Here is a 24,553-nt window from a genome sequence, read left to right as displayed (position 1 = left end):
GTTACCGAATGGACTCGTACATTTTGACGACCTGCTGCCCCCACATACTGAGCATTGCCTGAGACTTCTCGCGAATGTCTGCGCTGCTCGCCTCGATACGCTGACGCAGCCGATCGTTGGAACGGCGGGTCTCGTCGGTCAGCGAGGTTTCGAACTCGCCAAGCACATCGTTATCGCGTCCTGCAAACGACTCGTTGTTGGCTTTGAAATCAATGCCGTGTTTGATCGTCGTGCCCATACCGTTCGTAATATCGCTGCCGATGCGTGCGATATCCCCCATGCCCTTGAAACCGGCCACCGCGCCACCGGCGCCTCCGACCAGCGAAAAGAGACCGGCACCCAGACCGCCGCCCGCTGACGACATCCCCGAGCTGTAGTGCTTCTTGTTGGCGTTGTATTTCTCCTGCCGCGCGGTTTGTGCCCTCTCGAACACGATCACATCGTGACGGGTGCGGAACGACTGATCGACGTTGCGCTCTTCCGTGCGCATCGTGACGAAGAGCTTGTGCAGCATGCGCAGCAGTGCAAGACCATCCGGTTTGTCTCTGAGGGACGACGGTACCGGCGGGCGCTCGTCTTCGAGCGCGGTGTCGCGCTGAACCGAGGCTGCCGGTGACATCGAGGAGGTGCGAAGCGTCATATCAAACTCCATCATAAGAATGGCGTGGCATCTGCCACGCCCGATGATTCAAAAGCGGTGCGAATTCACGCCATGGACGCCGCGATGCGAATCCGCGTTGCGCCCGTTTGCTGCACCATCTGGCTAGCGGACGTCGCAACGTCGGCCTGTTGCTCGATCAGCGTCTCCATGCGCTTTGCATTGCGTTTCTTGTCGTCCCCTGTCATGTCCATGAGCGTTTGCAGCCACATCATGTCGACGCCGAGATTTCTCGCTTCGAAGTTCAGCTTCGCGCGTTGCATGCCGATCACGTTCTGACCGACAGCGTTGGCACCGACCAGCGTGCTGCGCACCGCGCCCGATAGCGACCACGAACCGCGCAACGCCGCCCGCCCCACTTCCAGACGCAATTGCGAACTGAATGAGTTACTCAGACTTTTCGCCGTGACGGCCTTGCCCTTCGCGACCTGTTTGGTCGCCGCCTTGACGACTTTCTTGAACGTCCGCTCGACCATCTGCTCGGTCATCTGTTGTGCAAATGTCTCCGCCATCCGATTGAAACCCGCCTTGGCCAGCGCACGCGAGGTGCGCGTGCCGCTTTGCAGCAGCGATTTGCCAACGCGCTTGCCGATCTGGTCACGGATCACGAAGCTGACTTCGGACGACACGCGCTTCTTGATCGTATCGATGGCTGCCTTGTCGCCCGCCTTGACCGCCTGTTCGAGCGACTCGCCCGCAGCGCCCTTGAACACGCGGCCCGCTGTCTTCGTCACCGTGCGCGCGGCAAGCACCCCTTTGAGCGACGTACCGAAGCCCACCACGGCGCCGATGATCTGAAACGCCATCTGCGCTTTGCCCCACTTCTCGGCCTGCTGCTCGTGGTAGCCCGCGTTCTTGGGATCGACCAGCGCCATCGTTTTGTGGAACGCAGCACCGAGACCCGCGATGCCCGCGCCAAGATCGGCGACACCGCCCGCAATCAGCAACGGGTTCATCGTCAAGACGCCCGTCACCACTTTGACGGCACCCACGACCGTCTCGACCGCGGCCACAATCCAGTCGAACACGGCCCCGAAGACGCCGCCCTTGCGCGCCTTGTTGGCATCTTCGGTGGCCTTGTCCATCTGCTCGCGAAACTTCTGGATATCTTCCTGGCGCAACTTGTCCTGACGCTCGGCGAGCAGCTCAAGCGCGCGTTGCGTCGATTTCGCCGTATCGCCCAGCGCTTCCATCGTGATCATCGAGGCCATCATGGCCATGGTCGATGGATCGAGTTGCTCCAACGCGGCAAGGTCTTGCGCACCGTGATGGCCCTGCGGGCGGAGGGCATCCGCTGCCAGACCGCTGCTGATCGAGAAAAGCTTCTGCAACAACCGGGCGAACGCGCCGTCCGCTTCTTTCGCGTCAACGTCGTCCGGCATGTCGGGCGCGAAGTCATCCGACGTGAGCCATTTGTCATGCTCGCGGCGCTTGCGCGCCGCATCCGCCTGCGCATTAGCGGGTGCGGTATCGGCGGCAGGGACATCGTGGACGTCCGTCGTCCGCAACGGGGCGATGCCGGCCCCTACCGAATAAATCGGAATCATGTTGTCTCCTGTCGTAGAGGAATGTCGAGGGCTTCGCATCTCGCGCTCGCCGAGCGGGCGAGCGTTGCATGTTGAGGTTCAGCAGCACACAACCGGAGCGCGGCGCGATATGCCTTGATGGCGAACTCCCGATTGCCGGCGCGCTCATAACTGAGCCCGGCAAGATAAGGGGCGCGAGGGTCCGACGCGCGGATCACCCCGGCCTTCGCAAAACACGGCAACGCCTGCTCGTGCTGACCGAGACGCTGATAGCAAAGTCCCAAGCCGAACCAGTCATCGAACGACCACTGATCCAACGTGGTCAGCACGAAATACACCCGCTGGGCGGCGGCGACTTTTCCTTCCGTGAAGCGCCGACACGCATGGGCACGCACACGAGCGATATCGGCCTCATCAAGATCCGCGAGCATGCGCAGCGCGCCGCCTTGCTCGAAAAACCTCGCAAAGATCGCCTCGGCGTCTTCTGCCGCAGGCTCCGATCGCGACGCCGCCCCGGGTGCGATGCCGCTCACGTGCGCAACGATCCGTTGATCTGATTGAGCTGCGAGCCTTGCGAACTGATAATCGTGTTCACCAGCGTCGATGCGCCGTTGTACTGCTGAAGTGTCTTGTTGATTTCGATCTGATCGACGGTGCGGCTGTCGGAGGCTTGTTCGCCGAAACCTTCGGCAGCCGCCTTCAACGCGCGCAGATGTGCGGCGTTGTAATCGCCATGGCCACCGGACGGCTGGGTGCCCTTCTCCGTGCGGCCTTCCCACTTGGTGATCGTTTTTTTTGTGCCGTCGTCACTCGTCGTGATCTCTATGTCGTACTTTTCGAAGAACCCCCGGATACCGGCACCGATCTTCACCTTCTTCGCGTTATCCGAGCCGACATCGTTGATCAGCTTCTCGATCTGATTGGCCGCTTCGCGGGCTTCTCGGCCTTGTGCCTGACGCTTCTTCATTTCCTGAATCTTGTAGTTCGCGTCTTCGGCGCCGGCTTCCATCATCATCGTGCCGTATTGCGCCAGCAGGCCGTGAAAGTCGAGCTTCACTTTTTCGCCCGCGCCTTCGTAACCGCGCAGGTCGCGCTTGATTTTTGACTCGGAGATGAAGCTCGGATTTGAGATAGGCGTAGCCATTGATTTATTTCCTTAGGTAAGAGATGAACTTCAGATGTTTTGCGTGATTGACTTCAACGTCTCGCGCAGACGTGTCTGGGTGCCGTTGGCCAGCGATAGCGTGGTCTCGTAGAACATGAGCAACCGCTTGACCTCGACTTGATCCTGCGTTGCGGCGCCCCCGGCGAACGACACCGCTTCGAGGTCCGCTTTCAGGCGTCGCAGCGCTGGCGCATCGAACGGTGCCGATGCCGCTTCGGCAGAGATCAGATCGTGCCGGGTGGCAAATTCACGCAGCGCCGGCGGCAACGATTGCGTTTGTGTGGCGCTCGCCAGCAAGCCGTCGCAGACCTTTGCGTAATCACGCGCGCTGCGTGCCGCATCAAGTCTGGCAATCAGCAGCGGCAACGCCGACATCGAGTGCGCATGCACTTCGATCAATTGGTCCCGCGCCCGCAGAATCACCGCCTTCAGCAAATTGCCGTCGGCATCGTCGATCTGCATATCTGCGATTTCATACGCCGAGATTTTTGACATCACGGCAAGCCCGTCTTCAAGACGCGTGCCGGACACTCGGGGAATAGCGCTCCACATCGTTGCCTCCCGGTTCAGGCGCGCGGCGCAGACGGCACGCGCTTCGCCGACTGACGCACAGGTTGCTTCGATTGCACAGGCAGCGTTTCGGGGGCATCGGCTTTCAACTTTTCGATGGCATGCGCCAGCGCACCGCTCATGCGCTGAATCTCACGTTCGTCACGTTGAAAGGCCACGCTTTCGACCAGCGCAGAAAGTCGCTGAAGTTTTTCGCGGGCTTCGGGGGTGTTGGCCGCTTCGAGACGAGCGACCTCGTCGAGCATCGTCTGATATTCCTGCATGTGACGATGCAGCTTGCGACCCGCCAGTTGCATCTCGGCGCAGGCGCGCTCGTACTGGCGAATGACATCGTCCTGCGACGCCGAACCACTCTCGGCAGACGAGAGCGGTGGCGTTTGGGGGACCTGCGATGACTCGGACATTGAAGTGCCTCCGTACGTAGATTGGTGCTGTTAGAAACAACACGTGCATCGTACGGAGGCGTCACTGACGTGACTTCTCAAACTGCGACTTTGCTTCCGGGAAGCGGATAGGCTTCAGTGCTTTCCCATGTCACGCGTGTCATGTTCACCGCATTGCACGGTGACGACTCTCGCGCAGACCCCGCGATCAGCGCACACCAAACCCGCCACCGCCCGGCGTTTCCACCACGAAAATGTCGCCCGGTTGCATTTGCGTGCGGCCAATGTGGCCCAGCGCTTCGCGGGTGCCGTCCGAGCGCTCCACGTAATTTGCGCCCAGCGCGCCGACCTCGCCGCCCTGCGCACCGAACGGTGCGTGCACGCGATTGTTCGACAGGATCGATGCCGTCATCTGCGTAAGGAAGCGAATGCGCCGCACAGCGCCGTTGCCGCCGTGCCAACGTCCTGTCCCCCCCGAGCCTGCGCGAATACGGTGGCTTTCCAGCCGCACCGGATAGCGCCACTCAAGCACTTCTGGGTCTGTCAGTCTCGAGTTCGTCATATGGGTCTGCACGGCGTCCGAGCCGTTGAAACCGTCGCCTGCACCGCTGCCACCGGCGATGGTCTCGTAGTACTGATACGTCTCGTTGCCGAAGGTGAAGTTGTTCATCGTGCCCTGACTCGACGCCACACGGCCCAGCGCCCCGTACAACGCGTTGGTGATGGCCGACGACGTTTCCACGTTGCCCGAGACCACCGCCGCCGGATACGCCGGGTTGAGCATCGACCCGCGCGGCACGATCACGGTCAGCGGTTTCAGGCAGCCTGCATTGAGCGGAATGTCGTCGTCAACCAGCGTACGGAACACGTACAGCACCGCCGCCATACACACCGCACGCGGCGCGTTGAAGTTGTTCGGCAACTGGTCCGATGTTCCCGTGAAGTCGATGGTCGCGCTGTGCGTTGCGGCATCGACGCGAATCGTGACGTCGATCACCGCGCCGTTATCGAGCGGATAACGATAATGCCCGTCGGCGAGCGCGCCAATCACTCGGCGCACCGCCGCTTCGGCGTTGTCCTGCACGTGCCCCATATACGCGAACACCACGTCGCGGCCGAACTCGTTCACCATGCGGCGCAGTTCATCCACGCCTTTCTGGTTGGCTGCAACCTGCGCGCGCAGGTCCGCCATGTTCTGATCGATGTTGCGCGCGGGGTAACGTGCGCCAGCGAGCAGCCCGCGCGTTTCGCGATCACGCAGCACGCCGGCGGCCACCAGTTGCCAGTTGTCGATCAGCACGCCCTCTTCTTCGACATGCGTCGAGTCCGGCGGCATCGACCCGGGCGTAATACCGCCGATGTCGGCATGGTGGCCACGCGAGCCCACGTAGAACAACGGCTCGCCCTCGCCCGCCATGAACACCGGCGTGATCACCGTGACGTCCGGCAAATGCGTGCCGCCGTGATACGGATCGTTAAGCATGAAGACGTCGCCGTCACGCATCGCGCCGCGATTGCGTTCGATCACCGTGCGAATGCTCTCGCCCATCGACCCCAAATGCACGGGCATGTGCGGCGCGTTGGCAATCAGGTTGCCTTCCCGGTCGAAGAGCGCGCACGAGAAGTCGAGGCGCTCCTTGATGTTCACCGAGTAGGCCGTGTTTTGCAGCCGCAGCCCCATCTGCTCGGCGATCGACATGAACAGGTTATTGAAGATTTCCAATCGCACCGGGTCGGCCTGCGTGCCCAGACCGCGTTGCGACTCACGCGGCACCACGCGCGTCAGAATCAGGTTGCCCTGCGCGCTCATCTGCGCCTGCCACCCCGGCTCGACCACCGTCGTACCGCTCTTCTCGGCGACGATAGCGGGTCCATCGATGGTGTCACCAGCGAGCAACGTATCGCGTGCGAACAGCGCCGCATCGCACCACGCGCCACCCGCGTAGTGCTTCACCTGATCGATCGGTTGCGGTGCACCGGTAGTGCGAGCCGCCAGCGGCGTGATATCGACAGGGGCGTCCGAGTGACCGATCGCTTCGACCGACGCCACTTCGACAATCAGCGCCGCGCCATCCATCAGGAACGAATAGCGCTGACGATAAGCCGCTTCGAAGGCGGCGCGCATTTGTTCGACATCGCCAAACGGGACGGCGATGGCCGAGTCCGTACCTGCATAGCGCACATGCACGCGACGCACGGTTTCAATGCGCGACGGCGGGACACCCTGCGCGAGCAGACTGTTCGCCGCTTCGTCGGCGAGCGCACCGAGTGCGTCTTCCAGTGCTTGCAGACCGTCGACGGAAAGCGGCGCTTCGATCATGCGCTCGCGCATCGCCGTCTGATCGGCGAGACCCATGCCATACGCCGACAGAACACCGGCCAGCGGATGCGCAAACACCTGCGTCATGCCCAGCGCGTCGGCCACGCCGCACGCATGTTGACCGCCCGCACCACCGAACGTCGTCAGCACATAGCGGCTTACGTCGTGACCGCGTTGCACGGAAATTTTCTTGATGGCGTTGGCCATACTGCCAATGGCGATCTCGAGGAAGCCTTCGGCGAGTGCCTCAGGTGTCTGGCGGCGACCGGTGGCCTGCGCTATCTCCTTCGCCATCGCGGTGAACTTCTCGACCACAACCTCACGATCAAGCGCTTCATTCGCATGCGGGCCGAACACCTTCGGGAAATGCGCAGGCTGAATCTTGCCCAGCATGACGTTGCAGTCGGTCACCGTCAGCGGTCCGCCGCGACGATATGCGGCCGGCCCCGGATTGGCGCCCGCCGAATCTGGCCCCACGCGCAGACGCGTGCCGTCGAACGACAGCACCGAGCCGCCACCGGCTGCCACCGTGTGAATACTCATCATCGGTGCGCGCATGCGCACACCGGCGACTTGCGTCTCGAACACGCGCTCGAACTCGCCGTTGTAATGCGACACGTCGGTAGACGTGCCGCCCATATCGAAGCCGATGACGCGATCAAAGCCCGCAGCACTCGACGCGCGCACCATGCCGACGATGCCGCCCGCCGGGCCGGACAGGATCGCGTCCTTGCCTTGAAAATTGTCGGCACGCGTCAAGCCGCCGCTGCTCTGCATGAATTGCAGATTCACGCCCGGCATCTCCTGCGCGACCTGCTCGACGTAGCGACGCAGAATCGGTGAGAGATACGCATCGACCACCGTCGTGTCACCGCGCGACACCAGCTTCATCAACGGTGAAACTTCGTGCGACACCGACACCTGTGTGAAACCCAGCTCGCGGGCGAGCGTCGCCAGTGCTTTCTCATGCGCTTGATAGCGATAGCCGTGCATCAACACGATGGCCAGCGCACGCACGCCCTTCGCATACACGGCCGCCAGCGCAGTACGTGCCGCAGTGAGATCCAGCTCCCGCACCACTTCACCTTGCGCGCCAACGCGCTCATCGACTTCCACCACTTCCGCATACAACGCTTCGGGCAGCGCGATATCCAGATCGAACAACCGCGGACGATTTTGATAAGCGATGCGCAACGCGTCGCGAAAACCCTGCGTCGTAACCAGCGCCAGCGCTTCGCCTTTGCGCTCGAGCAGTGCGTTGGTGGCAACAGTGGTCCCCATCTTCACCATCTCGACTTGTGCGGGCGTAATCGGTTCGCCAGTCGACAGACCGAGCAGGTGACGGATGCCGGCAACGGCGGCGTCGCGATATTGTTCCGGGTTTTCCGAAAGCAGTTTGTGCGTCACGAGCGAGCCGTCGGGACGGCGCGCAACGATATCGGTGAAGGTGCCGCCACGATCAATCCAGAACTGCCAGCGCGGGTCGGTGGCGACGTTGTGTTGGGTAGCAGGCGTGAGAGCGTTCGTCATGGGGTCACTCGCAAAGCAATGGTCAAACAGGAAAGACCGATTTCACAATTTCACAGAGCGCACGTCTCCCATGCAGGCCCGCATGGCCATCGCCACGGGGCTGCACAGAATGGTGCGATCAGGGGAATGTGTTCAGGCGCGGCAGCGACGGCTGCCGCGGTGTTTCATCAAGCCGATGTGAGGTGAATGACCGAAGTCCTCACTGCGTTTTCAGTTCGAGCGAATCCAACTCGCGGCCACGCGTCTCCGGCAGGGTGAGTGCCGCCAGAATCAGCACACCGTAGGCCGATGCCGCGAAGATGCCGATGGTCGTGCCCAGCCCGTACTGCTTGGAGAGCATGCCGATCAGGAAGGGAAACAGGGCACCCACTGCACGGCCGACGTTGTAGCAGAAGCCTTGCCCCGAGCCGCGAACGTTCGTCGGGAACAACTCGGTCAGGAAGGCACCCATGCCGCTGAAAATACCCGAGGCGAAGAATCCGAGCGGAAAGCCCAGCCAGAACATGGCGCTGTCGGTGAGCGGCAGCGACGTGTACGAGAACGCAATCACCATCGAGCCCACGGCGAACAGAATGAAGTTCGGTTTGCGGCCCAGACGATCGGTCAGATACGAACTCACCAGATAGCCGACCCACGAGCCGAAGATGATCATCGCAAGATAGCCGCCCGTGCCCATCACCGTGAGATGACGCTCGGTCTTGAGGAACGTCGGCAACCACGTGGTGATGGCGTAGTAGCCGCCCTGCGCGCCGGTGGTCAGCAAGGCCGCGCGAATCGTCGTGGAGAGCAGTTTCGGGCTGAAGATGGCCGCGAGTCCCGGTGCGTCGTCCGACTTCGCCTGTTTGGCCTTCTCCTTCTGATACACCTCCGGCTCCTTCACGTAGCGGCGGATGAACAGCACCAGCAGCGCCGGCAGCAAGCCAATCAGGAACAGCGCACGCCAGGCCAGTTCCGCCGGCATCAGCGAGAACAGCACCGCGTAGAGAATGGCGGTCAGGCCCCAGCCGATGGCCCAGCCCGACTGCACCAGCCCCACGGCCTTGCCGCGATCGCGGGCGCGGATCACTTCGCCGATCAGCACGGCACCAGCCGTCCATTCGCCGCCGAAGCCGAAGCCCATGAGCGCACGCGCTGCGAGCAGTTGGTGATAGTTTTGCGCGAGGCCGCACAGCCCGGTGAATACCGCGAACCAGAGCACGGTCAGTTGCAGCGTACGCACACGTCCGATGCGGTCGGACAGAATGCCGGCGACCCAGCCGCCGAGTGCCGACGCGAGCAGCGTGAGCGTGCCGATAAAGCCTGCGTCGGCGAGGCTGATGCCCCACGTGGCGATCAATGTCGGGATGACAAAGCTCAGCATCTGCGTGTCCATGCCGTCGAGCATGTAGCCGACCTTGCAGCTCCAGAACGCGCGCTTTTCAGTCGGTGTCGCGTCGCCGTACCAGCCGAACAGACTGCCGCCGGCGGGGGCCGGCGTGTCCGGCGCCGTGGCAGCAGCGGCTGCCGACGGGCTCGCGAGAGGGGTTTTACTATCCATGAGAAGAAGACTCCGGTGATGTCCTGTCTTGCCGTGTGATGCCCTCGGGCCGCGCTCCGCGATGGGCGTGTTCGGTCGACGGCCGGCAGCAACTGCCTGCCGACTTCCGTCATGGCGCGGTGTTCTTATGTGATGCGTCCTACGTGGTGCCTGATGCGGGGTGCGTGTCTTGCCGTCAGGAATTAGAAAACGGCGAGCGATGCGTTCGGGATATCGGTCATGAGCATGTAGCCCGGCTTGTGCGCGATGGCGAGTGGCAGCTTGGCGCCCATCAGCGCGGTTTGCGGCGTCACGCCGCAAGCCCAGTACACCGGCAGTTCGCCGTCGCGAATGGTCACGGCGTCGCCGAATTCCGGCTTCGACAAATCGGCGATACCCAGCTCGGCCGGGTCGCCGATATGAATCGGTGCGCCGTGCACGCCCGGAAAGCGGCTCGTGATCTGCACGGCGCGAATGGCGTCGGCCCCTTTCATCGGGCGCATCGACACCACCAGTTCGCCGCCGAATTTGCCCGCGCGCTGGTTGGCGATCTTCGTGCGATACATCGGCACGTTGCAGCCCTCCTCCACGTGACGCAGCGGAATGCCCGCCTTGGCGAGCATGTGTTCGAACGAAAAAGAGCAGCCAATGGCGAACACGACGAAGTCGCTCTGCCAGTACTCGGCCAGGTTGTCGACTTCACCGGCGAGCTTGCCGTCGCGATAGACGTTGTAGCCCGGCACGTCGGTGCGGATATCCACTTCGCGGCCCAGCGACGGCACATGCCATTGACCGGGCTCACCCACGCCCAGCAGCGGACACGCCTTGGGGTTGCTCTGGCAGAAGCGCAGGAAGTCATGCGCGTACGCCACGGGAAGGATGGCGAGGTTGGCCTGTGCGAACTCGCCGCAATAGCCGGCAGTCGGTCCACGGAACTGGCCGCTGCGCACGGCCTGACGGAATTCGAAGGGCATGATCGTCTCGCGTTGCGAAGTGAAATCGAGCGGCGTGGCAGGGTGGTTCATGGCGGTCGGGCGAGTGAGCAACAATCCGGGGGCGATGCGTTGAAGTGCTTGGGGGGCGCATCGAATGGATGAAGCATAGAAAGAAAAAAATGTTGTCGCTAACGAGTTTTTCTACGCGTCGCCGTATAGAATTTCTTAACGACTTCGCGGGTTTTCCCGAGGTTTGCCGTCTTTCTTTTCTTCACAGCATGACCGCTATCGCGCGCGTCGCGCCCCTGCCCCCCACAGGATTGCCGTGAATACCCGTTTTCTCGAAACCTTCGTCACGCTGGCCAAACTGCGCAACTTTCGCGCTACCGCCGCCGCCTTGCACGCCACGCCCGCCGCCATTTCGCAGCGCCTGAAAGCGCTCGAAGACGAGTTGAACACCGCGCTGGTGGATCGCGAAAGCCGCGAGTTTCGCCTCACGCCCAACGGCGAATATTTGCTCGGCTATGCCAAGGCCGTGGTCGAAGCGGCCAAGCGCTTGCAAGCGGCCGCCTCAGGTGAAAGCACGACACGCGGACGCCTGCGTCTGGGCGTGATCGAAACGGTGGTGCATAGCTGGTTGCCGCATTACCTGCGGCGGCTGGCCGCCGATTACCCGACACTGGAAGTCGAGCTGACGGTCGATGTTTCCGTGCAGTTGCAACGACGGTTGCTCGCCGACGAACTCGATCTGATCATTCGCGTGGAAGGCAGCGACGACAGCAGCGTGGTGTGCGACGCGTTAGCCAATTACCCGGTGCACTGGATCGCACGTACCGGCTTGTTTCCGAACACGCGCGGCGGACTCGCCAAGCAGGTCTTGCAGCACCCGATCCTCACCTACGGACGCGGCACCGCTCCGCATCGGGCGCTCGAAGATATCGTCGCAAAGCTGGCGGGCGTGCACGGCGTGCCGCTCTCCGAGACGCGCATCACGGGCTCGCCGTCGATTGCCGTCATCGTGCAACTGGTGCGCGACGGCTTCGGCGTGGCGGCAATACCGCGCCTGTTCGTAGACACGCTGATCGCGAATGGGGAAGTGGTCGAACTGCCGTTGCAGCCAGCGCCGCCGTCCATCGTCGTGTCGATGTCGCGGCGCGCCGATGCGCCGTTGTTCGTGCACGGTGCGGCGACGGCTGCGCGCGCCGCCTGTGCGGAATACTGCCGCAAGAGCGACCGGCGGCTGGTGGAATTGTTGTGATCGTTGGCGGGATTAACCGAAATGCGCCAGCCGCGTGAGGAACGTGTAGTCGGCTTCGGTCGCCATGAGCGCCATCAACACGAGTAACGCGAGCGGTGGAATCAGAATCGCGTAGACAAGCGCCAGCCGCTCCCAGCGCATATGCATGAAGACCGCCACGATCAGCCCCGCCTTGGCGACCATCAGCGCGAGAATCAATCCCCATCGCAGATAGCCGTGCAGGTTCGCGTAGTCGACCAGATACGAGAACGTCGAGAGCACGAACAGCAGCCCCCACACTTTCAGGTAGATGCCGACCGGGTGTTGTTGTCCGGAGTGATCGTCGGATGCGGAGGCAGTTGCAGATGCCGTTGAGGAAGCAGCAGCGGGGTCCATGACAGGCCTCTACCAGAGATAGAACAACGCAAAGATGAACACCCAGACGAGATCGACGAAGTGCCAATAAAGGCCCGCGATCTCGACGAGTTGATAGTTGCCTCGCCGCTCAAGCGTGCCGTTGAGCACCTTGCGCATGACGGTGAGCAGATAGATCACACCCGCGCTCACGTGCAGTCCGTGAAATCCGGTGATCATGAAGAAGCACGCACCGAACTGCGCCGCGCCCATCTTGTTACCCCACGGGCGAATGCCTTCATGCGCGATCAGGTTGGTCCACTCGAAGGCCTGCATGCCCACGAACGCGATGCCCAGATACGCGGTCGCGAGAATGCACGCCGCCGTCTTGTCGCGGTCTTTCCGATACGCATAATTGACGGCCATCGCCATGCTGCCGCTGCTGCTGATCAGCACGAAGGTCATGATCGCGATGAGCAACAAGGGCACCGGGTGCCCGTTCACGTTCAGTGCAAAGATCTCAGCGGGGTTGGGCCATGGTGCCGTCGTGGAGATGCGCACCGTCATGTAGCCGATGAGAAAGCTGCTGAAGACGAAGGTGTCCGAGACGAGGAATATCCACATCATCGCCTTGCCCCACGGCACCTGAAACGCCGCGCGGTCGCCGGACCAGTCGGTCACGATGCCGCGCCAGCCGCCGGGCAGATGGGCTGGGTCTGCGATTGCGTTCGAAGGGGTCGATGTCGTATTCACGATGTCGCTCCGGCTCACTGACTGACGCCACACAACCGCTGTGCAATCTCTGGCGTGAGATTGACCATGGCGGCGAACAGCACGAGCCACAGCAGCAAAAGAAAATGCCAGTACTGCGCGGTGAGCGACAGCCGTCGCGCGCGTGTGCCGTGCGACATCGCGCGCGGCATGAGCAGCGCCCATGCGACGAGTCCGCCGACGAGATGCAGGGCGTGCAGCCCCGTGAGCAGGAAGAAGAAGCTATTGGCCGGGTTGCCCGCCACGCCATAGTGGCGTGCGACGAGATCGCGCCAGACCCACAATTGCCCGATCACGAACATCAGCGCGAGCACGCCGGCCACCGTCCAGTCGCGGCGCGAGCGGCGCAGTTCGCCGCGCTTCGCCTGCCAGACGGACGACTGCATCACGATGCACGCCGCGGCCAGCACCCCCGTGTTCAACCACAGCATCGGGAGCGACGGCAGCGGCCGCCAGTCGCCGAGACTCATGCGCATTACGTAGGCGACGAGCATCAAACCGAACAACACGCCGATGACGCCCATCAGCCACCAGATGGCAACCTGCGAGGCCCTGCGGCGCGGCGGCTGCGCGATCGGCGCGCCTCCGGGCATGGGCGGCCACGACGGAACGGGTCTCATGATGCGGCTCCTTTCGGGCTATCCGGCGAAGGCGGGGTGGGCGGTACGGAGGGTGACGATTGTCCGTGCGACGGCAAGGCATCGCGATCGACCATGGTCGCCGGCCGTCGCGGATCAGGCGCGAGATTCTGTGCGACGAAGTCGTCGATGTCGCCCGGCACGCTGTACTCATACGGCCAGCGATAGGCCACGGGCAGCGTCGGTCCCCAGTTGCCGTGTACCGGTGGCACGTTGGGTGTCTGCCATTCGAGCGACGCTGCACGCCACGTATTCGCACCGGCCGGTTTGCCGTGCCGCAGACTCCACGCGAGATTGAACAGGAACAGTAATTGCCCGAGCGCGACGATGAACGCCGCCACCGAAATATAGGTGTTCATCGTGTGGGCAGACTGCGGAATGAAGCTGTACCCCTGAAACTCGTAATAGCGTCGCGGCATGCCGAGAATGCCGAGGTAATGCATCGGGAAGAAGATCGCGTAGGTGCCCAGGAACGTGATCCAGAAGTGCCACTGCCCGAGACGATCATTGAGGCGTCTGCCGCTCACCAGCGGATACCAGTGATAGATGCCGCCGAAGACCACCAGCAACGGTGCGACGCCCATCACCATGTGAAAGTGCGCGACCACGAAGTAAGTGTTCGAGAGCGGCATGTCCACGCTCACGTTGCCGAGAAACAATCCCGTCAGGCCGCCGATCACGAACGTGCTGATGAAGCCGATGGCGAACAGCATCGGCACGCTCAGATGAATGTCGCCGCGCCAGAGCGTGAGCACCCAGTTGTAGACCTTGATGGCCGTGGGGATGGCGATGATGAGCGTGGTCGTGGCGAAGAAGAAGCCGAAGTACGGATTCATGCCGCTGATGAACATGTGGTGCGCCCACACCACGAACGACAGCACGCCAATGGCGAGAATCGCCCAGACCATCATGCGGTAGCCGAAGATGTTCTTGCGCGCATGCACGCTGATGAGATCGGAGACGATGCCGAATGCCGGCAGCGCGACGATGTAGACCTCCGGGTGACCAAAGAACCAGAACAGATGCTGGAACAGCAACGGACTGCCGCCGCGATAGTCGAGCGGCTGCCCGAGCGAGACGATGGCGGGCATGAAGAAGCTGGTATGCAGCGTCTTGTCGAGCAGCATCATCACGCCCGAGACAAACAGCGCAGGGAAGGCGAGCAACGCCAGCACGGTCGCCATCACGATGCCCCAGACGGTGAGCGGCATGCGCAGCAGGGTCATGCCTTCGGTGCGCGCCTGCAAGACCGTGGTGACGTAGTTCAGCCCGCCCATCGTCGCCGCCACGATGAAGATCAGCAGCGAGACGAGCATCAGCACGATGCCCCATTCCGTGCCCGGTGTGCCGGGCAGGATGGCCTGTGGCGGGTAGAGCGTCCAGCCGGCCCCCGTGGGCCCGCCCGGTACGAAGAAACTCGCCATCAGCACGATGACGGCCAACAGGTAGACCCAGTAACTGAGCATGTTCAGGAACGGGAAGACCATGTCGCGCGCACCCACCATCAGCGGGATCAGGTAGTTGCCGAAGCCGCCCAGAAACAGCGCGGTGAGCAGGTAGATCACCATGATCATGCCGTGCATCGTCACGTACTGGTAATAGTGACTGGCGTCGATGAACGAGAACTTGCCGGGGAAGCCCAGTTGCAGACGCATCAGGTTGGAGAGCACGAGACCGACCAGACCGACGGCGATGGCCGTGAGCGCATACTGCACTGCGATGACTTTGTGGTCCTGACTCCAGACGTACTTCGTCCAGAAGCTTTGCGGGCCGTCGTGGTCACCGTGTGCGGATTTTCCGTAAGCCATGAAGTCTCTCCTCCTTCACGTCTGTCTTGTCTGTTTTATCTGTCTTGTTCGTGCTATTGCGGTCTGGTTTGCGGCGGGACCATCGATGGCACACGCGGTGGCGATACCCCGCCGGACGGTGCCGAAGGTGCGTTGCCCGGTTGTGGCGGGATGGCCAAGGGCGGAATCGGTGTGGCCAGCGGCGGCGGCCCGGACTGCGACGGCGCCCGGTAGCCCGACGGGGGCGACGAAGGCGACGAAGGCGACGATGCAGACGACGAGTCGGCCGCAGGTGACAACGGCGCCATCGGTGCGGGCGAGCGAGGCGTGGCCAGCGAGTTCTGGGCGAGTTGCAGGGTATCTGCGCGGGCAGTCGGTGCGGCGGGGGCAGCAGGCGCTGTGGGGGTTGCAGGCGTCGCTGGCGTCCCGGCTGCCCCGCCCGGTGCGAGTGTCTTGATGTAGGCGATCAGTGCGGCGAGATCGGCATCGTTCACGTCGAGTTGCGGCATGATTGGCGCGAAGCCTTTGGGCACGCGCGCGGTCGGGTTTCGAATGAACGTGGCGAGATAGGCGTCGTCGACCTTGGCGGAGCTGCCGTCCTGAAATGTCTCGGTCTTGCCATAAAGGCCATGCCACGTCGGTCCGACGCCCGCAGCGCCATCGACCGAATGGCACACCGCGCAACCCTTCGCCTGTGCAAGCAGCTTGCCCTTGGCCGCGAGCGGGTCCATCGCACTTGCCCCGGCGTGCTGGGCTTGCAGTGCAGCAAATGTCGGCAGTTTGGCGGCCCACGCATCATAGGCGGGGCGGTCATCGACGACGACGACGCCGCGCATGTTCGAATGCCCGACGCCGCAAAGCTGAGCGCAGAGAATGTCGAAACGCCCGGTTTGCGTGGGGGTGAGCCACATTTGCGTGACCATGCCGGGCACCATGTTCATCCGCGTGCGGAATGGCGGGACATAGAAATCGTGGAGGACATCTTTGGCGCGCAGCAGCAATTTGACCGGCACGCCGACGAGCAGATGAAGCTCGGGGGCATCGACGATGCGATTGTCCTGATTGGCGGGATCCTTGGGATTCAGGCCGAGCGGGTTATCGGCGGTGACATAGGCGGGATCGGAGCTGCCGAGGCGCCCGTCCGGTCCCGGCAGTCGAAACCGCCACTGCCACTGCTGGCCGACGACTTCCACCACCATGGCGTTCGACGGCGGGTTGATGAGCTTGGCGTAGACGAGCAGCCCCGGGGCGAGCATCGCCACGATGCCGACGGTCGTGATACCGATGAGCCAGGCTTCAAGACGTCGGTTGTGGGGCTCGTAGGCGGCGCGGTGACCGTCGCGATGGCGATAGCGAAAGACCGCCCATGCCACGAAGAGATTGATGACGACGAATGCCACGCCGGTGATCACCAGCGTGATGGTGAGGGTGTCGTCCATCTGGCGCCAGTTCGACGCCAGCGGGGTCAGCCACCACGGACTCCAGAAATGAAACGCGAGCGCGGCGACGACAATGACGATCAGGAGGATCGGGAGGGCCATACCACCCACCTTCGCGACGCGCAGCACGTCGGCTGCGGCGACGCTTGCGATAGCGCCCACGCCAATTCGCGAGGGGAAAGTCGTTTCATTGTCATCGACCGTGGCCCCTTACACATGAGGGAATCAGGTAACCCAAGCCGCCCCGAACCAAAGACGCGCCAGATTTCACACGCATCTCTGTTAAGGCTAGTGCGTGAAAACAGTCTGTCAAGGCGGAATGGTGAATCGACGCGTTGCAAAGCAGCCTTTGGCCACAGGGACTGGAATACTGCTCACGTATAATTCGGCAACGCAAAAAAGCACACAACAATGGGACCTTCTCGCAAAGATTGCGATCTGCCAACGTTGGCAATCGTCGTGCCTTGTTATAACGAGCAGGACGTTCTGCCCCTCACCATCGCCCGTCTCATTGTCGAGCTGGACACTTTGAAAGTGAACGGACTCGTAGCGGCCGCAAGCTTTCTCTATTTTGTCGACGACGGGTCCTCGGACCTTACCTGGCCGATTCTGAGCGCCGCACGGCTCGATAACCCATCCGTCTGCGCCTTGAAGCTATCCCGAAACTTCGGTCATCAAAGTGCACTATTGGCTGGTTTGCTACAGGCCAGAACACGCTGCGACGTCTCAATTTCCATTGACGCCGATTTGCAGCAGGATGCCGGCGCGATGGCGACCTTTTTAGAACGCCATCGTGATGGCGCTGAAATTGTGTTCGGTGTTCGAAAGAGCCGGGACACCGACAGCCGCTTCAAACGCACATCAGCCAGTTTTTTCTACCGGCTGATGGGACAAATGGGGGCGGGTGTGATTCCCAATCACGCCGACTATCGTTTGTTGAGCGCCAAGGCAATGGCTGCCCTGAGCGAGTACAGCGAGCCGGATGTTTTTCTGCGCGCGATCTGCATGCAATTGGGCTACCGGAGCGCAATCGTAGAATTTGATGTCTCCGAGCGCGCTGCCGGTGTCAGCAAATACTCACTCGCCAAGATGGTCAAGCTGGCCGTGAACGGTGTCACATCGTTCAGCGTTGCGCCGCTGCGAATGATTACGTTGATCGGGCTGCTGGTCTTCGGCATCACACTCGTCATGTCTGCCTACATCCTCTGCGCAGCGCTGTTCTTCGGGGGGGTTGTGCCGGGGTGGGCTTCGACGACGTTGCCCATCTATTTCCTGGGGGGCGTGCAGATTCTTTGCGTAGCCATCATCGGCGAATACATGGCGCAGATTCTGACCGGCGTGAAACGACGTCCGAGATACCTCATCGACGAGGAGTTGCCGTGAAGCTCCTCGTTGGTTTTCTCGGGCTGCTGCTTTACACCGTCACGAGCTGCCTCGGTCTCTACTTTCTGAAGACGTCGTCCTCGTGGGTGAGTGTGAAGTTTGTCTGCGGGGGCATTCTGTACGTGGCGGGTGCCGGTATGTGGATCTACATACTGCGCATCTTCCCGCTGTCACTCGCCTTCCCGGTGGCCTCGGGCTTACTGATGATGGGGACGACGGTCACCGGTTACATGCTTCTCAACGAGCGGCTCTCCATGCCGCAAGGCGCAGGCATCCTGCTGATACTGCTGGGCATTGCCGTCATTGGCATCACAACAGGCAAGACATGAACGACAAAATCGACCGCCAGCGTGAGCACTTCAACCAGATCTCCGACAAGTACTCGGCGGCACGAAAAGGCAGCAATCATCTGCTGCTGAAGAAGCTCATCTGGACGCACTTCTTTTCGGACAAACAGAGTTCGGTTGCGTCGGGCGCACGGCTTCTCGAGCCGATGTGCGGCATGGCCGAAGGCCTTGCGATCGTTCGTAATTACGTGCAGCCCAACGTCGACTACTACGGCTTCGATTACAGCGACAATATGGTCGCGCTTGCGCGTGAGCAACACCCCGGACTTCGTATCGAGTGGCAGGATGCGACCCGCTTCGATCCCAAGGGCGAGACGTTCGACTTCATCATTCTGATCGGCGGCCTTCATCACGTGTTCGAACAAAGCGCCGAGGTCGTAGCCCGTCTTTGCGCTGCGCTCGCTCCCGGCGGTGTCTTCGTCACGTTTGAACCCACCCAGAACACTTGGCTCACGCGTAAAGTCCGCGAACGCATCTATCAGAAGAATGACTTGTTCGATGAGCAGACCGAACAGGGATTCGACCTGCCCGACCTGGATGCGATGTTTGAACAAGTGGGCATGCAACGCGTCGATCAGGTGTACCCGGGACTTCTCGCCTACGTGCTGTATTACAACCCCGACGCCTTCCCCCTGCTCAATCGTGGCGGCACGCTTGCGGTACGTGCGACGTTTGCCCTTGACCGGCTGTTCTGGCGCAACTGGATCGGCCGGAAGCTCTCGTTTGCGACCATCACAATGTGGAGAAAGCCGTGATCGATGTCGCGCCAGGGAGTGCCTTTCGTTTTCGGCTGAAATGGGGCCATTGGCTTTGCTACGCGATCATCGCCGTGTATTCGTGCTTTCTGTGGGGACCGTTGACTCATGCAAAATGGGGCGCGATCGACGACCACGAAATCATGTGGATGATCGGCCAACATCCCCGCCTTCCCCCATCGCAAATCGGTCAGGTCCTGGCCAATACGGAACTCGCGCCCGATGCGAAGCTCGCCCGCTTTCGTCCCAGCTACTACGTGATCAGAGCTGCGGAAGCGATGGCCTGGGGCAAACAACCTGCGCTCTGGTACGGCATCCGTATTTTGATCGCACTGCTCACGGGACTCACGCTTGCCTTGCTGTGCCTGCCATTCGCGGGCCCGGTTCTGAGCGCAGGCTTCGCCATCTTTGTGCTGTCTGCGCCGTATTGGGGTGATATTTTCGCGCGGGCGGGGCCGGCCGAAACTTATGCCGTATTCGGCCTCTGTGTCATGGCGCTCAGCTGGGCGCTGCGCTCACGTCGCACACTTGGTTTTGCCGCCTCGGTGGGTGTAAGCATCGGCATTGTCATCGCGGCGGGGAGCAAGGAGAACATGCTCGTACTCGCGGCGATTCCCGTTCTCCTTCTGATCTGGAGAAAGCGGCTGCGTGTCACGCCGTGGGCTTGCCTGCCGTTAATGGCATCGCTGACGTTCATGAGCTGGATCGCGTTGACGGTGATGTCTCGGCTTCGAAACGCGGGTGCTGATATCTATAGCAACGACGTTTCGATGCACAGCCGTCTCGAATTGCTGCTCTCGATTGCCGGCAGACCGGTTGTCTGGATCTGGGTGTTCGCGCTCGCCACCGGACTTTTGGCGTGGCGGTTCATGGACATTCGACTCGCGCGATACGACGATCGGACCCGCGACATGTCCTCCCTCGTCACGTCATTGAAGCGCTTCTCGATCGGCGGCATTGCCCTGTTCGCTGTCTACGCTTCGCAGATTGTCTTCTACAGCAAGGCCTGGCCCGACGACGTGGGCCTACCGGGCCGATACCTGTTGCCAGGCGTGCTCTCAGCACAGTTGCAGTTGTTATTCGGTGCTGTCTTGTTAGTCGATGTGATTCGGGTCGTGACACGCCGCAGCGCATACGCGCCGATTATCACCGCCGGCACCGCGACCCTGCTATGCGCGGCGTTTCTCTTTAGCGCATCTGACCATTTCGCGGCAAACCGAGCGACTTCGGTCCACACACTCTCCGAAACACAGAAGTTCAGCGCCAATCTAGATCGGCTCAAGGCAATGCTTCACGAAGATCGGATGCGCCCGCTCATTCTGAACATACACAGTCTTTGGGATATCGAACCCGTTGTATCCGTTTATAGATACTTACGTGCCGACGGTATTCCCAACCCCATCGCGCTGCGCACGACCGCACTGGAACCGGAACGTTTCATCAACCCATTCGAAATGACATTGGCAAAGCAGCTTCAGGCAATGGTCGGGGGAACGTCGGACATGATCGACACCACGGCGCTTGATCATGTGAGCCAGCAGGACTGCTATTCGGTCGGTATGCACGGTCCCTCGTTGACGACCTGCCGCGACGGCTTTGCTATCTGGCCAAATTAGCCTGATCGCACCGTAGATACACTGTGACAACCCAAAAAAAACGGGCCATCGGCCCGTTTTTTCTGCGACATACCGCGCGTTGATTACGTCGGCGTAGCGCTACGGCGATCGAAGAATCGCAGTACTGTCGAGTACAGCTCCTTCACGTGGCTCTGGTCGTCGGGTGCATATTTCGCAACGCCCGCGCTGAAATACGAGAAGCCGGTTTCCTGATGCATCCCGTTCTTGATCGCCACGAAAGTGACGTCCGGCGCGAGCGGCCATGACTTCCCGTCGATCGTGACGAGCAAATCGGCACCGATCTCCTGCGGATAGGTCAACGTCACGAACAGACTGTCGCCACGGTTGTCGATCTCACCGAAGATCGGCACACCGTCCTTCACGGTCTTCAGGCTCGACAGGCGCGCCTGCGCGACCGATGCTTCCTGCGCCGAATCGAACGTCAGGAGAAAGTCGCGTGTCATGCGCGGCTGGATCGCTTTGACCCGAACCCCGAGCTTGTCCAGAAAACTCGCGTGGTCCTTGAGCCGATAGTAGTACTTCACACGGTCATACGGCTTCTGCGACAGACCGGTCGCGATGATGACCTCCGTGTTCTCCAAGCTCATGTAGTCGGCGACCAACCGGTCGTACACCTCCAGCATCTCTGCGATCGGGTCCAGATCGCCCGCCACATACCACGCGGGATTGGCGATTTTGGTCTTCCCTTTGACGATGCTCGAATTGAAGAAATAATGATGCTGGATGTGCGCCCCCGCATTCAGGAACACCGTCGAGAAATCGGGCAAGCGGGCACGGAAAAGCTTGGCGTGAATATCGTGCAACAGAAGATCGAGGACGAGCGCCTTTCGCCACGATGCCCCTCGGCTCTTCGCGACCAGCTTGGCGTACAAACCGTAATGCTTCGGCTGAGCAAAGCGCAAAAGCCCCAGCGCCAGATGCATGGCGCTCTTTGGCGTGATACGGGCCTGCGAGTTGTCGTTGACCGTTTGCGATACGGCTTGCGTAAGCACCCGGCTCCACCACGAGCCGTCGCTCGGCGTCGCCGTCCACGGATCAGGAATGAAGTACGCGGGCGCGCTCAGGCGATTCTCCGCATTCATCGCGGACACGCATCCGACACGCAGACCATTGCGCTCCAACTGCTCGAACAGCTGCGGGACATCGGATCCAACGATGTCTCCGAGCCGGAAAATCCCATGTTCCGCGTATGTCTTGCCGCTGTGCACCGACGCCCACTGAATCCAGGGTTCGATTTCCTCGTACTTCTGCTCGCACGTGGAGCGCACGCCAGCACCCGCGATCAATTTGGCAAGTGCGGGGAATCGCCCGGGATACTCCCTGACGTAATCCGACGCAATGTCGAAGTTGATTTCGTTAAGCTCGACAAGAATGAGCTTCTTACGCACTGAGGTTTGTGAACTTTGCATCTCTTAGCAGCCTTGCCTATATTTCCAGCGTTGTGTCGGCGAGCGCATCCATTCCGGATTGCGACAACAAGAGGGTGACGGGTCTCACCATAACGCTCGCAGCAGAGACGGTCATTGACCAGCGACAAATCGTTGCGGATCGAGAGACCTCGACATCACAGACCGTACCAACCCGCTTACAACAAATCACGGTGTCAGCGCTTCACCAGCTCAAGAAGCTTCAGCGGATATCTCGCCAGCAGCTTGAGCATGCTGGTTTCAATACCGTTTTCCCGACACGCGCGCAGGAATTCGCGATTCAACGTGATCTTCGCTTTCAACCCGCCGGTGCTTGCGCCACCGTGCATCATATTGACGAGTACTTCCGGCAGATGCCGATAGCGGGGCACCTGCGCGCCGCCGAACGCGCGAACGATGAACTCGAAGTCGCCTGCAATCCGGTAGTCGGTCTTGAACGGACCGACACGCTCATAGACTTCCCGGCGCAGGAACAGCGCCGGGTGGGCCGGCATCCACCCCCACGCGAGCCGCGCGGGCGTGAACCGGTCTGAGCGAAAACGCCGGATCACCGTATCCGGCGCCTCTTCACGGAAAAACGCCACATCACCGAGCAACGCCTCAAGATTGTGCGTGCTCATTAGATCCGCCACTCGCGACAGCACATCGGACGACACATACCTGTCATCCGAATTCAGAAAACAAATGACGTCTCCGGTGGCAAGCGCGACGCCCTTGTTCATCGCGTCGTAAATACCGCGATCACGCTCGGACACGAGCTTGGCAACGTGCTGACCGTGCTTGCCAATGATCGCAAGCGTGTCATCTTTGGACGCACCATCGATGACGATATGTTCGACCAGAGGGAAATCTTGATCGGCCACCGAGCGCAATGCATGCTCAATTGTCCGCGCGCTGTTGTAGCACACGGTAATTACTGAAATCTTCATATCAAATCAATGTGCCAATCATTGGGGGCGAGATCCCCTGAACTTCTTTTAGAGAGACATCAGCGGCTCAATTATAGTCGCGCCGCCTCGACCCGCTCAGCCTTGCGCCTGGCGCCTAGTATTGGCGAGCACATCACAGTCCAAAGAAATATGTGTGCAAGATTCCCAGTTGATGCAATGCCGCTATCAAAACAAGTATTGAATAGGAGCATCGCGAACGCGATATAGGCCCAGGAATGCATCGACACCCGTCGGCCGACCATGGCAATCCAAGTGCCAATCCACGTCAGCGTCAGCAACACCGAGCCCGCACCAATAAGCACGTACGCCTCGACATGAAAATTGTCTGCGGCAAAGCGATCGCTGAAGTTCATGTCCATGTCCGTCACAACACGGCCAACCCGCAAGATCTCGCCCCACAACGTCAGTCGCAGCGAAAGAAGCTTGTCGAGCGTTTCATACCAATTGCCGCTCAGCGCCAGCCAGAAAATAAACGCAGGGACAAAAATCAGGACCACCGTCACCACCAGCCGGCCATGCCATCGCAACGCCCAGCCCAGGAATAGCATCATGGCGGTGTTTCTCGATCCCACCGCCCAAAGAAACAGAATCGCCACCGCCCACAGGATCGTCTTGGCAGAGCGCCCCATCATCATGAGCAGCAACATCGGAATCGCAAATGCCGTCGCCGCTTCCTTGGGATGAAAATATCCCATCAGCATTCGTGGCCTGCCGTAAGTCGTGGTGAAGAACCCGTCGGCAATCATGGTCTGCCAGCTCAACATCGCAGGAATCAACGACACCACGGCAAGCGCCGCCACATATCGGTAGTCACGTCGTTCGATCACGCTATTGATGCCCGCCCAGATGACCGGCAGGGCAGACGCAAGCGTCAGCACCATGAACGCATACACGCCCATGTCTCCGAACACATAAATAAGTGCCAGCGGGGACGCAACCACCATCGCGAGCATGGAGCGCCTTGGCATCCGCATCAGCGAGATGACTGCCGCAAGCACGAATACCCCGTGCTTCGCTGCGCCGGGGAAAACGTTCAGATAGGCTTCTGAATTACTCAGGACATTGGCGAGAAACCCAAAGAACAGCAACCATCGCCCCATCCGCTCGTTAGCGTTAATGGGTCTGTCGATGGACGCTTGAACCCCACGTCTCATGCCGTCATCCGCGCGGTCTGTCATTGTCCCCACTCTCGGAGGCGTGCCACTCGATAGAGAATTCACCGAAT

General features: G+C 61.0%; 21 protein-coding genes and 1 pseudogene. 5 read left to right on the top strand and 17 right to left on the bottom strand.

What is annotated here, in order from left to right:
• Position 1: 1 nt before the first annotated feature.
• The 9 genes from CDV46_RS05510 to CDV46_RS05470 all read right to left on the bottom strand — a co-directional run bounded on the left by CDV46_RS05510 (position 2) and on the right by CDV46_RS05470 (position 10,645).
• A complete protein-coding gene (locus tag CDV46_RS05510) occupies positions 2-640 on the bottom strand; it encodes a hypothetical protein (RefSeq protein ID WP_087721971.1) in 639 nt (212 codons plus the stop codon).
• Between the two features lie 65 nt (positions 641-705).
• A complete protein-coding gene (gene sctE / locus CDV46_RS05505) occupies positions 706-2,205 on the bottom strand; it encodes a type III secretion system translocon subunit SctE (RefSeq protein ID WP_176399010.1) in 1,500 nt (499 codons plus the stop codon).
• Positions 2,202-2,717 (bottom strand): tetratricopeptide repeat protein, encoded by a 516-nt coding sequence (locus CDV46_RS05500; RefSeq protein WP_087721969.1) that lies wholly within the window; start codon positions 2,715-2,717, stop codon positions 2,202-2,204. Before CDV46_RS05500 ends, sctE begins: the two co-directional genes overlap by 4 nt.
• The gene (locus tag CDV46_RS05495; RefSeq protein WP_087721968.1) at positions 2,714-3,328 is read right to left on the bottom strand and encodes a hypothetical protein; all 615 of its coding nucleotides are present in this window, start codon (positions 3,326-3,328) and stop codon (positions 2,714-2,716) included. Before CDV46_RS05495 ends, CDV46_RS05500 begins: the two co-directional genes overlap by 4 nt.
• Before the next feature lie 30 nt (positions 3,329-3,358).
• On the bottom strand, positions 3,359-3,901 hold the full coding sequence (locus CDV46_RS05490) for a hypothetical protein (protein WP_140413299.1): 543 nt from the start codon (positions 3,899-3,901) through the stop codon (positions 3,359-3,361).
• A 14-nt stretch (positions 3,902-3,915) separates the two neighbouring features.
• On the bottom strand, positions 3,916-4,323 hold the full coding sequence (locus CDV46_RS05485) for a hypothetical protein (protein ID WP_087691103.1): 408 nt from the start codon (positions 4,321-4,323) through the stop codon (positions 3,916-3,918).
• A 187-nt stretch (positions 4,324-4,510) separates the two neighbouring features.
• Positions 4,511-8,152 carry a hydantoinase B/oxoprolinase family protein gene (locus CDV46_RS05480; protein ID WP_087721966.1) on the bottom strand — a complete coding sequence of 1,214 codons (3,642 nt, stop codon included), beginning with the start codon at positions 8,150-8,152 and terminating at the stop codon, positions 4,511-4,513.
• Positions 8,153-8,351: 199 nt separating this feature from the next.
• The gene (locus tag CDV46_RS05475) at positions 8,352-9,689 is read right to left on the bottom strand and encodes an MFS transporter (protein WP_249277687.1); all 1,338 of its coding nucleotides are present in this window, start codon (positions 9,687-9,689) and stop codon (positions 8,352-8,354) included.
• Between the two features lie 182 nt (positions 9,690-9,871).
• Positions 9,872-10,645: a putative hydro-lyase gene (locus tag CDV46_RS05470; protein ID WP_087722040.1), complete on the bottom strand. Its 774-nt coding sequence runs from the start codon at positions 10,643-10,645 to the stop codon at positions 9,872-9,874.
• Positions 10,646-10,928: 283 nt separating this feature from the next.
• On the opposite strand from CDV46_RS05470, the gene CDV46_RS05465 reads away from it, so the two are divergent.
• On the top strand, positions 10,929-11,861 hold the full coding sequence (locus tag CDV46_RS05465; protein WP_087691100.1) for a LysR family transcriptional regulator: 933 nt from the start codon (positions 10,929-10,931) through the stop codon (positions 11,859-11,861).
• Between the two features lie 12 nt (positions 11,862-11,873).
• Here CDV46_RS05465 and CDV46_RS05460 read toward each other — a convergent pair whose 3' ends face one another.
• From CDV46_RS05460 to CDV46_RS05440, 5 genes and pseudogenes are all read right to left on the bottom strand, one after another.
• Positions 11,874-12,236: a cytochrome C oxidase subunit IV family protein gene (locus CDV46_RS05460; RefSeq protein ID WP_087691098.1), complete on the bottom strand. Its 363-nt coding sequence runs from the start codon at positions 12,234-12,236 to the stop codon at positions 11,874-11,876.
• Between the two features lie 9 nt (positions 12,237-12,245).
• On the bottom strand, positions 12,246-12,947 hold the full coding sequence (locus tag CDV46_RS05455; protein ID WP_176399009.1) for a heme-copper oxidase subunit III family protein: 702 nt from the start codon (positions 12,945-12,947) through the stop codon (positions 12,246-12,248).
• A 14-nt stretch (positions 12,948-12,961) separates the two neighbouring features.
• On the bottom strand, positions 12,962-13,585 hold the full coding sequence (locus CDV46_RS05450; protein WP_254915928.1) for a cytochrome c oxidase subunit 3: 624 nt from the start codon (positions 13,583-13,585) through the stop codon (positions 12,962-12,964).
• Positions 13,582-15,411, bottom strand: a complete 1,830-nt coding sequence (gene ctaD / locus CDV46_RS05445) for a cytochrome c oxidase subunit I (RefSeq protein WP_087691094.1) — start codon at positions 15,409-15,411, stop codon at positions 13,582-13,584. Before ctaD ends, CDV46_RS05450 begins: the two co-directional genes overlap by 4 nt.
• A gap of 392 nt (positions 15,412-15,803) precedes the next feature.
• Positions 15,804-16,931: pseudogene (locus CDV46_RS05440) on the bottom strand (cytochrome c oxidase subunit II); the annotation flags it as partial.
• 345 nt (positions 16,932-17,276) lie between these two features.
• Here CDV46_RS05440 and CDV46_RS05435 point away from each other — a divergent pair.
• From CDV46_RS05435 to CDV46_RS05420, 4 genes are read left to right on the top strand one after another with little or no spacing between them, the layout of a single operon-like run.
• Positions 17,277-18,212, top strand: a complete 936-nt coding sequence (locus tag CDV46_RS05435; protein ID WP_176399008.1) for a glycosyltransferase family 2 protein — start codon at positions 17,277-17,279, stop codon at positions 18,210-18,212.
• Complete coding sequence (locus CDV46_RS05430) at positions 18,209-18,541, top strand: hypothetical protein (RefSeq protein WP_087721964.1); 333 nt, start codon at positions 18,209-18,211, stop codon at positions 18,539-18,541. Before CDV46_RS05435 ends, CDV46_RS05430 begins: the two co-directional genes overlap by 4 nt.
• Entirely contained in the window at positions 18,538-19,314 is a 777-nt protein-coding gene (locus tag CDV46_RS05425) for a class I SAM-dependent methyltransferase (RefSeq protein WP_087721963.1), read from the top strand. Before CDV46_RS05430 ends, CDV46_RS05425 begins: the two co-directional genes overlap by 4 nt.
• Positions 19,311-20,930, top strand: coding sequence for a hypothetical protein (locus CDV46_RS05420; protein WP_087721962.1), 1,620 nt, complete (start codon positions 19,311-19,313; stop codon positions 20,928-20,930). Before CDV46_RS05425 ends, CDV46_RS05420 begins: the two co-directional genes overlap by 4 nt.
• Before the next feature lie 83 nt (positions 20,931-21,013).
• On the opposite strand, the gene CDV46_RS05415 is transcribed toward CDV46_RS05420, so the two are convergent.
• The 3 genes from CDV46_RS05415 to CDV46_RS05405 all read right to left on the bottom strand — a co-directional run bounded on the left by CDV46_RS05415 (position 21,014) and on the right by CDV46_RS05405 (position 24,506).
• The gene (locus CDV46_RS05415; protein WP_087721961.1) at positions 21,014-22,360 is read right to left on the bottom strand and encodes a hypothetical protein; all 1,347 of its coding nucleotides are present in this window, start codon (positions 22,358-22,360) and stop codon (positions 21,014-21,016) included.
• Positions 22,361-22,554: 194 nt separating this feature from the next.
• The gene (locus CDV46_RS05410) at positions 22,555-23,286 is read right to left on the bottom strand and encodes a glycosyltransferase family 2 protein (RefSeq protein ID WP_441339302.1); all 732 of its coding nucleotides are present in this window, start codon (positions 23,284-23,286) and stop codon (positions 22,555-22,557) included.
• Positions 23,287-23,378: 92 nt separating this feature from the next.
• Positions 23,379-24,506, bottom strand: a complete 1,128-nt coding sequence (locus CDV46_RS05405; RefSeq protein WP_087691081.1) for a hypothetical protein — start codon at positions 24,504-24,506, stop codon at positions 23,379-23,381.
• Positions 24,507-24,553: the final 47 nt, after the last annotated feature.

Source organism: Pandoraea sp. PE-S2T-3 (assembly GCF_002179965.1).
GTDB lineage: Bacteria > Pseudomonadota > Gammaproteobacteria > Burkholderiales > Burkholderiaceae > Pandoraea.
The sequence above is the reverse complement of the archived record's forward strand: the minus strand, read 5'-3'. Positions and strand labels throughout refer to the sequence as shown.

What these genes read in the sequence shown, in the direction of transcription:
- CDV46_RS05475 (WP_249277687.1), bottom strand. Translation starts at nt 9,689, where the DNA reads ATGGATAGTAAAACCCCTCTCGCGAGCCCGTCGGCAGCCGCTGCTGCC.
- CDV46_RS05405 (WP_087691081.1), bottom strand. Translation starts at nt 24,506, where the DNA reads ATGACAGACCGCGCGGATGACGGCATGAGACGTGGGGTTCAAGCGTCC.
- sctE (WP_176399010.1), bottom strand. Translation starts at nt 2,205, where the DNA reads ATGATTCCGATTTATTCGGTAGGGGCCGGCATCGCCCCGTTGCGGACG.
- CDV46_RS05485 (WP_087691103.1), bottom strand. Translation starts at nt 4,323, where the DNA reads ATGTCCGAGTCATCGCAGGTCCCCCAAACGCCACCGCTCTCGTCTGCC.
- CDV46_RS05425 (WP_087721963.1), top strand. Translation starts at nt 18,538, where the DNA reads ATGAACGACAAAATCGACCGCCAGCGTGAGCACTTCAACCAGATCTCC.
- CDV46_RS05480 (WP_087721966.1), bottom strand. Translation starts at nt 8,152, where the DNA reads ATGACGAACGCTCTCACGCCTGCTACCCAACACAACGTCGCCACCGAC.
- CDV46_RS05450 (WP_254915928.1), bottom strand. Translation starts at nt 13,585, where the DNA reads ATGAGACCCGTTCCGTCGTGGCCGCCCATGCCCGGAGGCGCGCCGATC.
- CDV46_RS05490 (WP_140413299.1), bottom strand. Translation starts at nt 3,901, where the DNA reads ATGTGGAGCGCTATTCCCCGAGTGTCCGGCACGCGTCTTGAAGACGGG.
- CDV46_RS05415 (WP_087721961.1), bottom strand. Translation starts at nt 22,360, where the DNA reads ATGCAAAGTTCACAAACCTCAGTGCGTAAGAAGCTCATTCTTGTCGAG.
- CDV46_RS05495 (WP_087721968.1), bottom strand. Translation starts at nt 3,328, where the DNA reads ATGGCTACGCCTATCTCAAATCCGAGCTTCATCTCCGAGTCAAAAATC.
- CDV46_RS05510 (WP_087721971.1), bottom strand. Translation starts at nt 640, where the DNA reads ATGACGCTTCGCACCTCCTCGATGTCACCGGCAGCCTCGGTTCAGCGC.
- CDV46_RS05460 (WP_087691098.1), bottom strand. Translation starts at nt 12,236, where the DNA reads ATGGACCCCGCTGCTGCTTCCTCAACGGCATCTGCAACTGCCTCCGCA.
- ctaD (WP_087691094.1), bottom strand. Translation starts at nt 15,411, where the DNA reads ATGGCTTACGGAAAATCCGCACACGGTGACCACGACGGCCCGCAAAGC.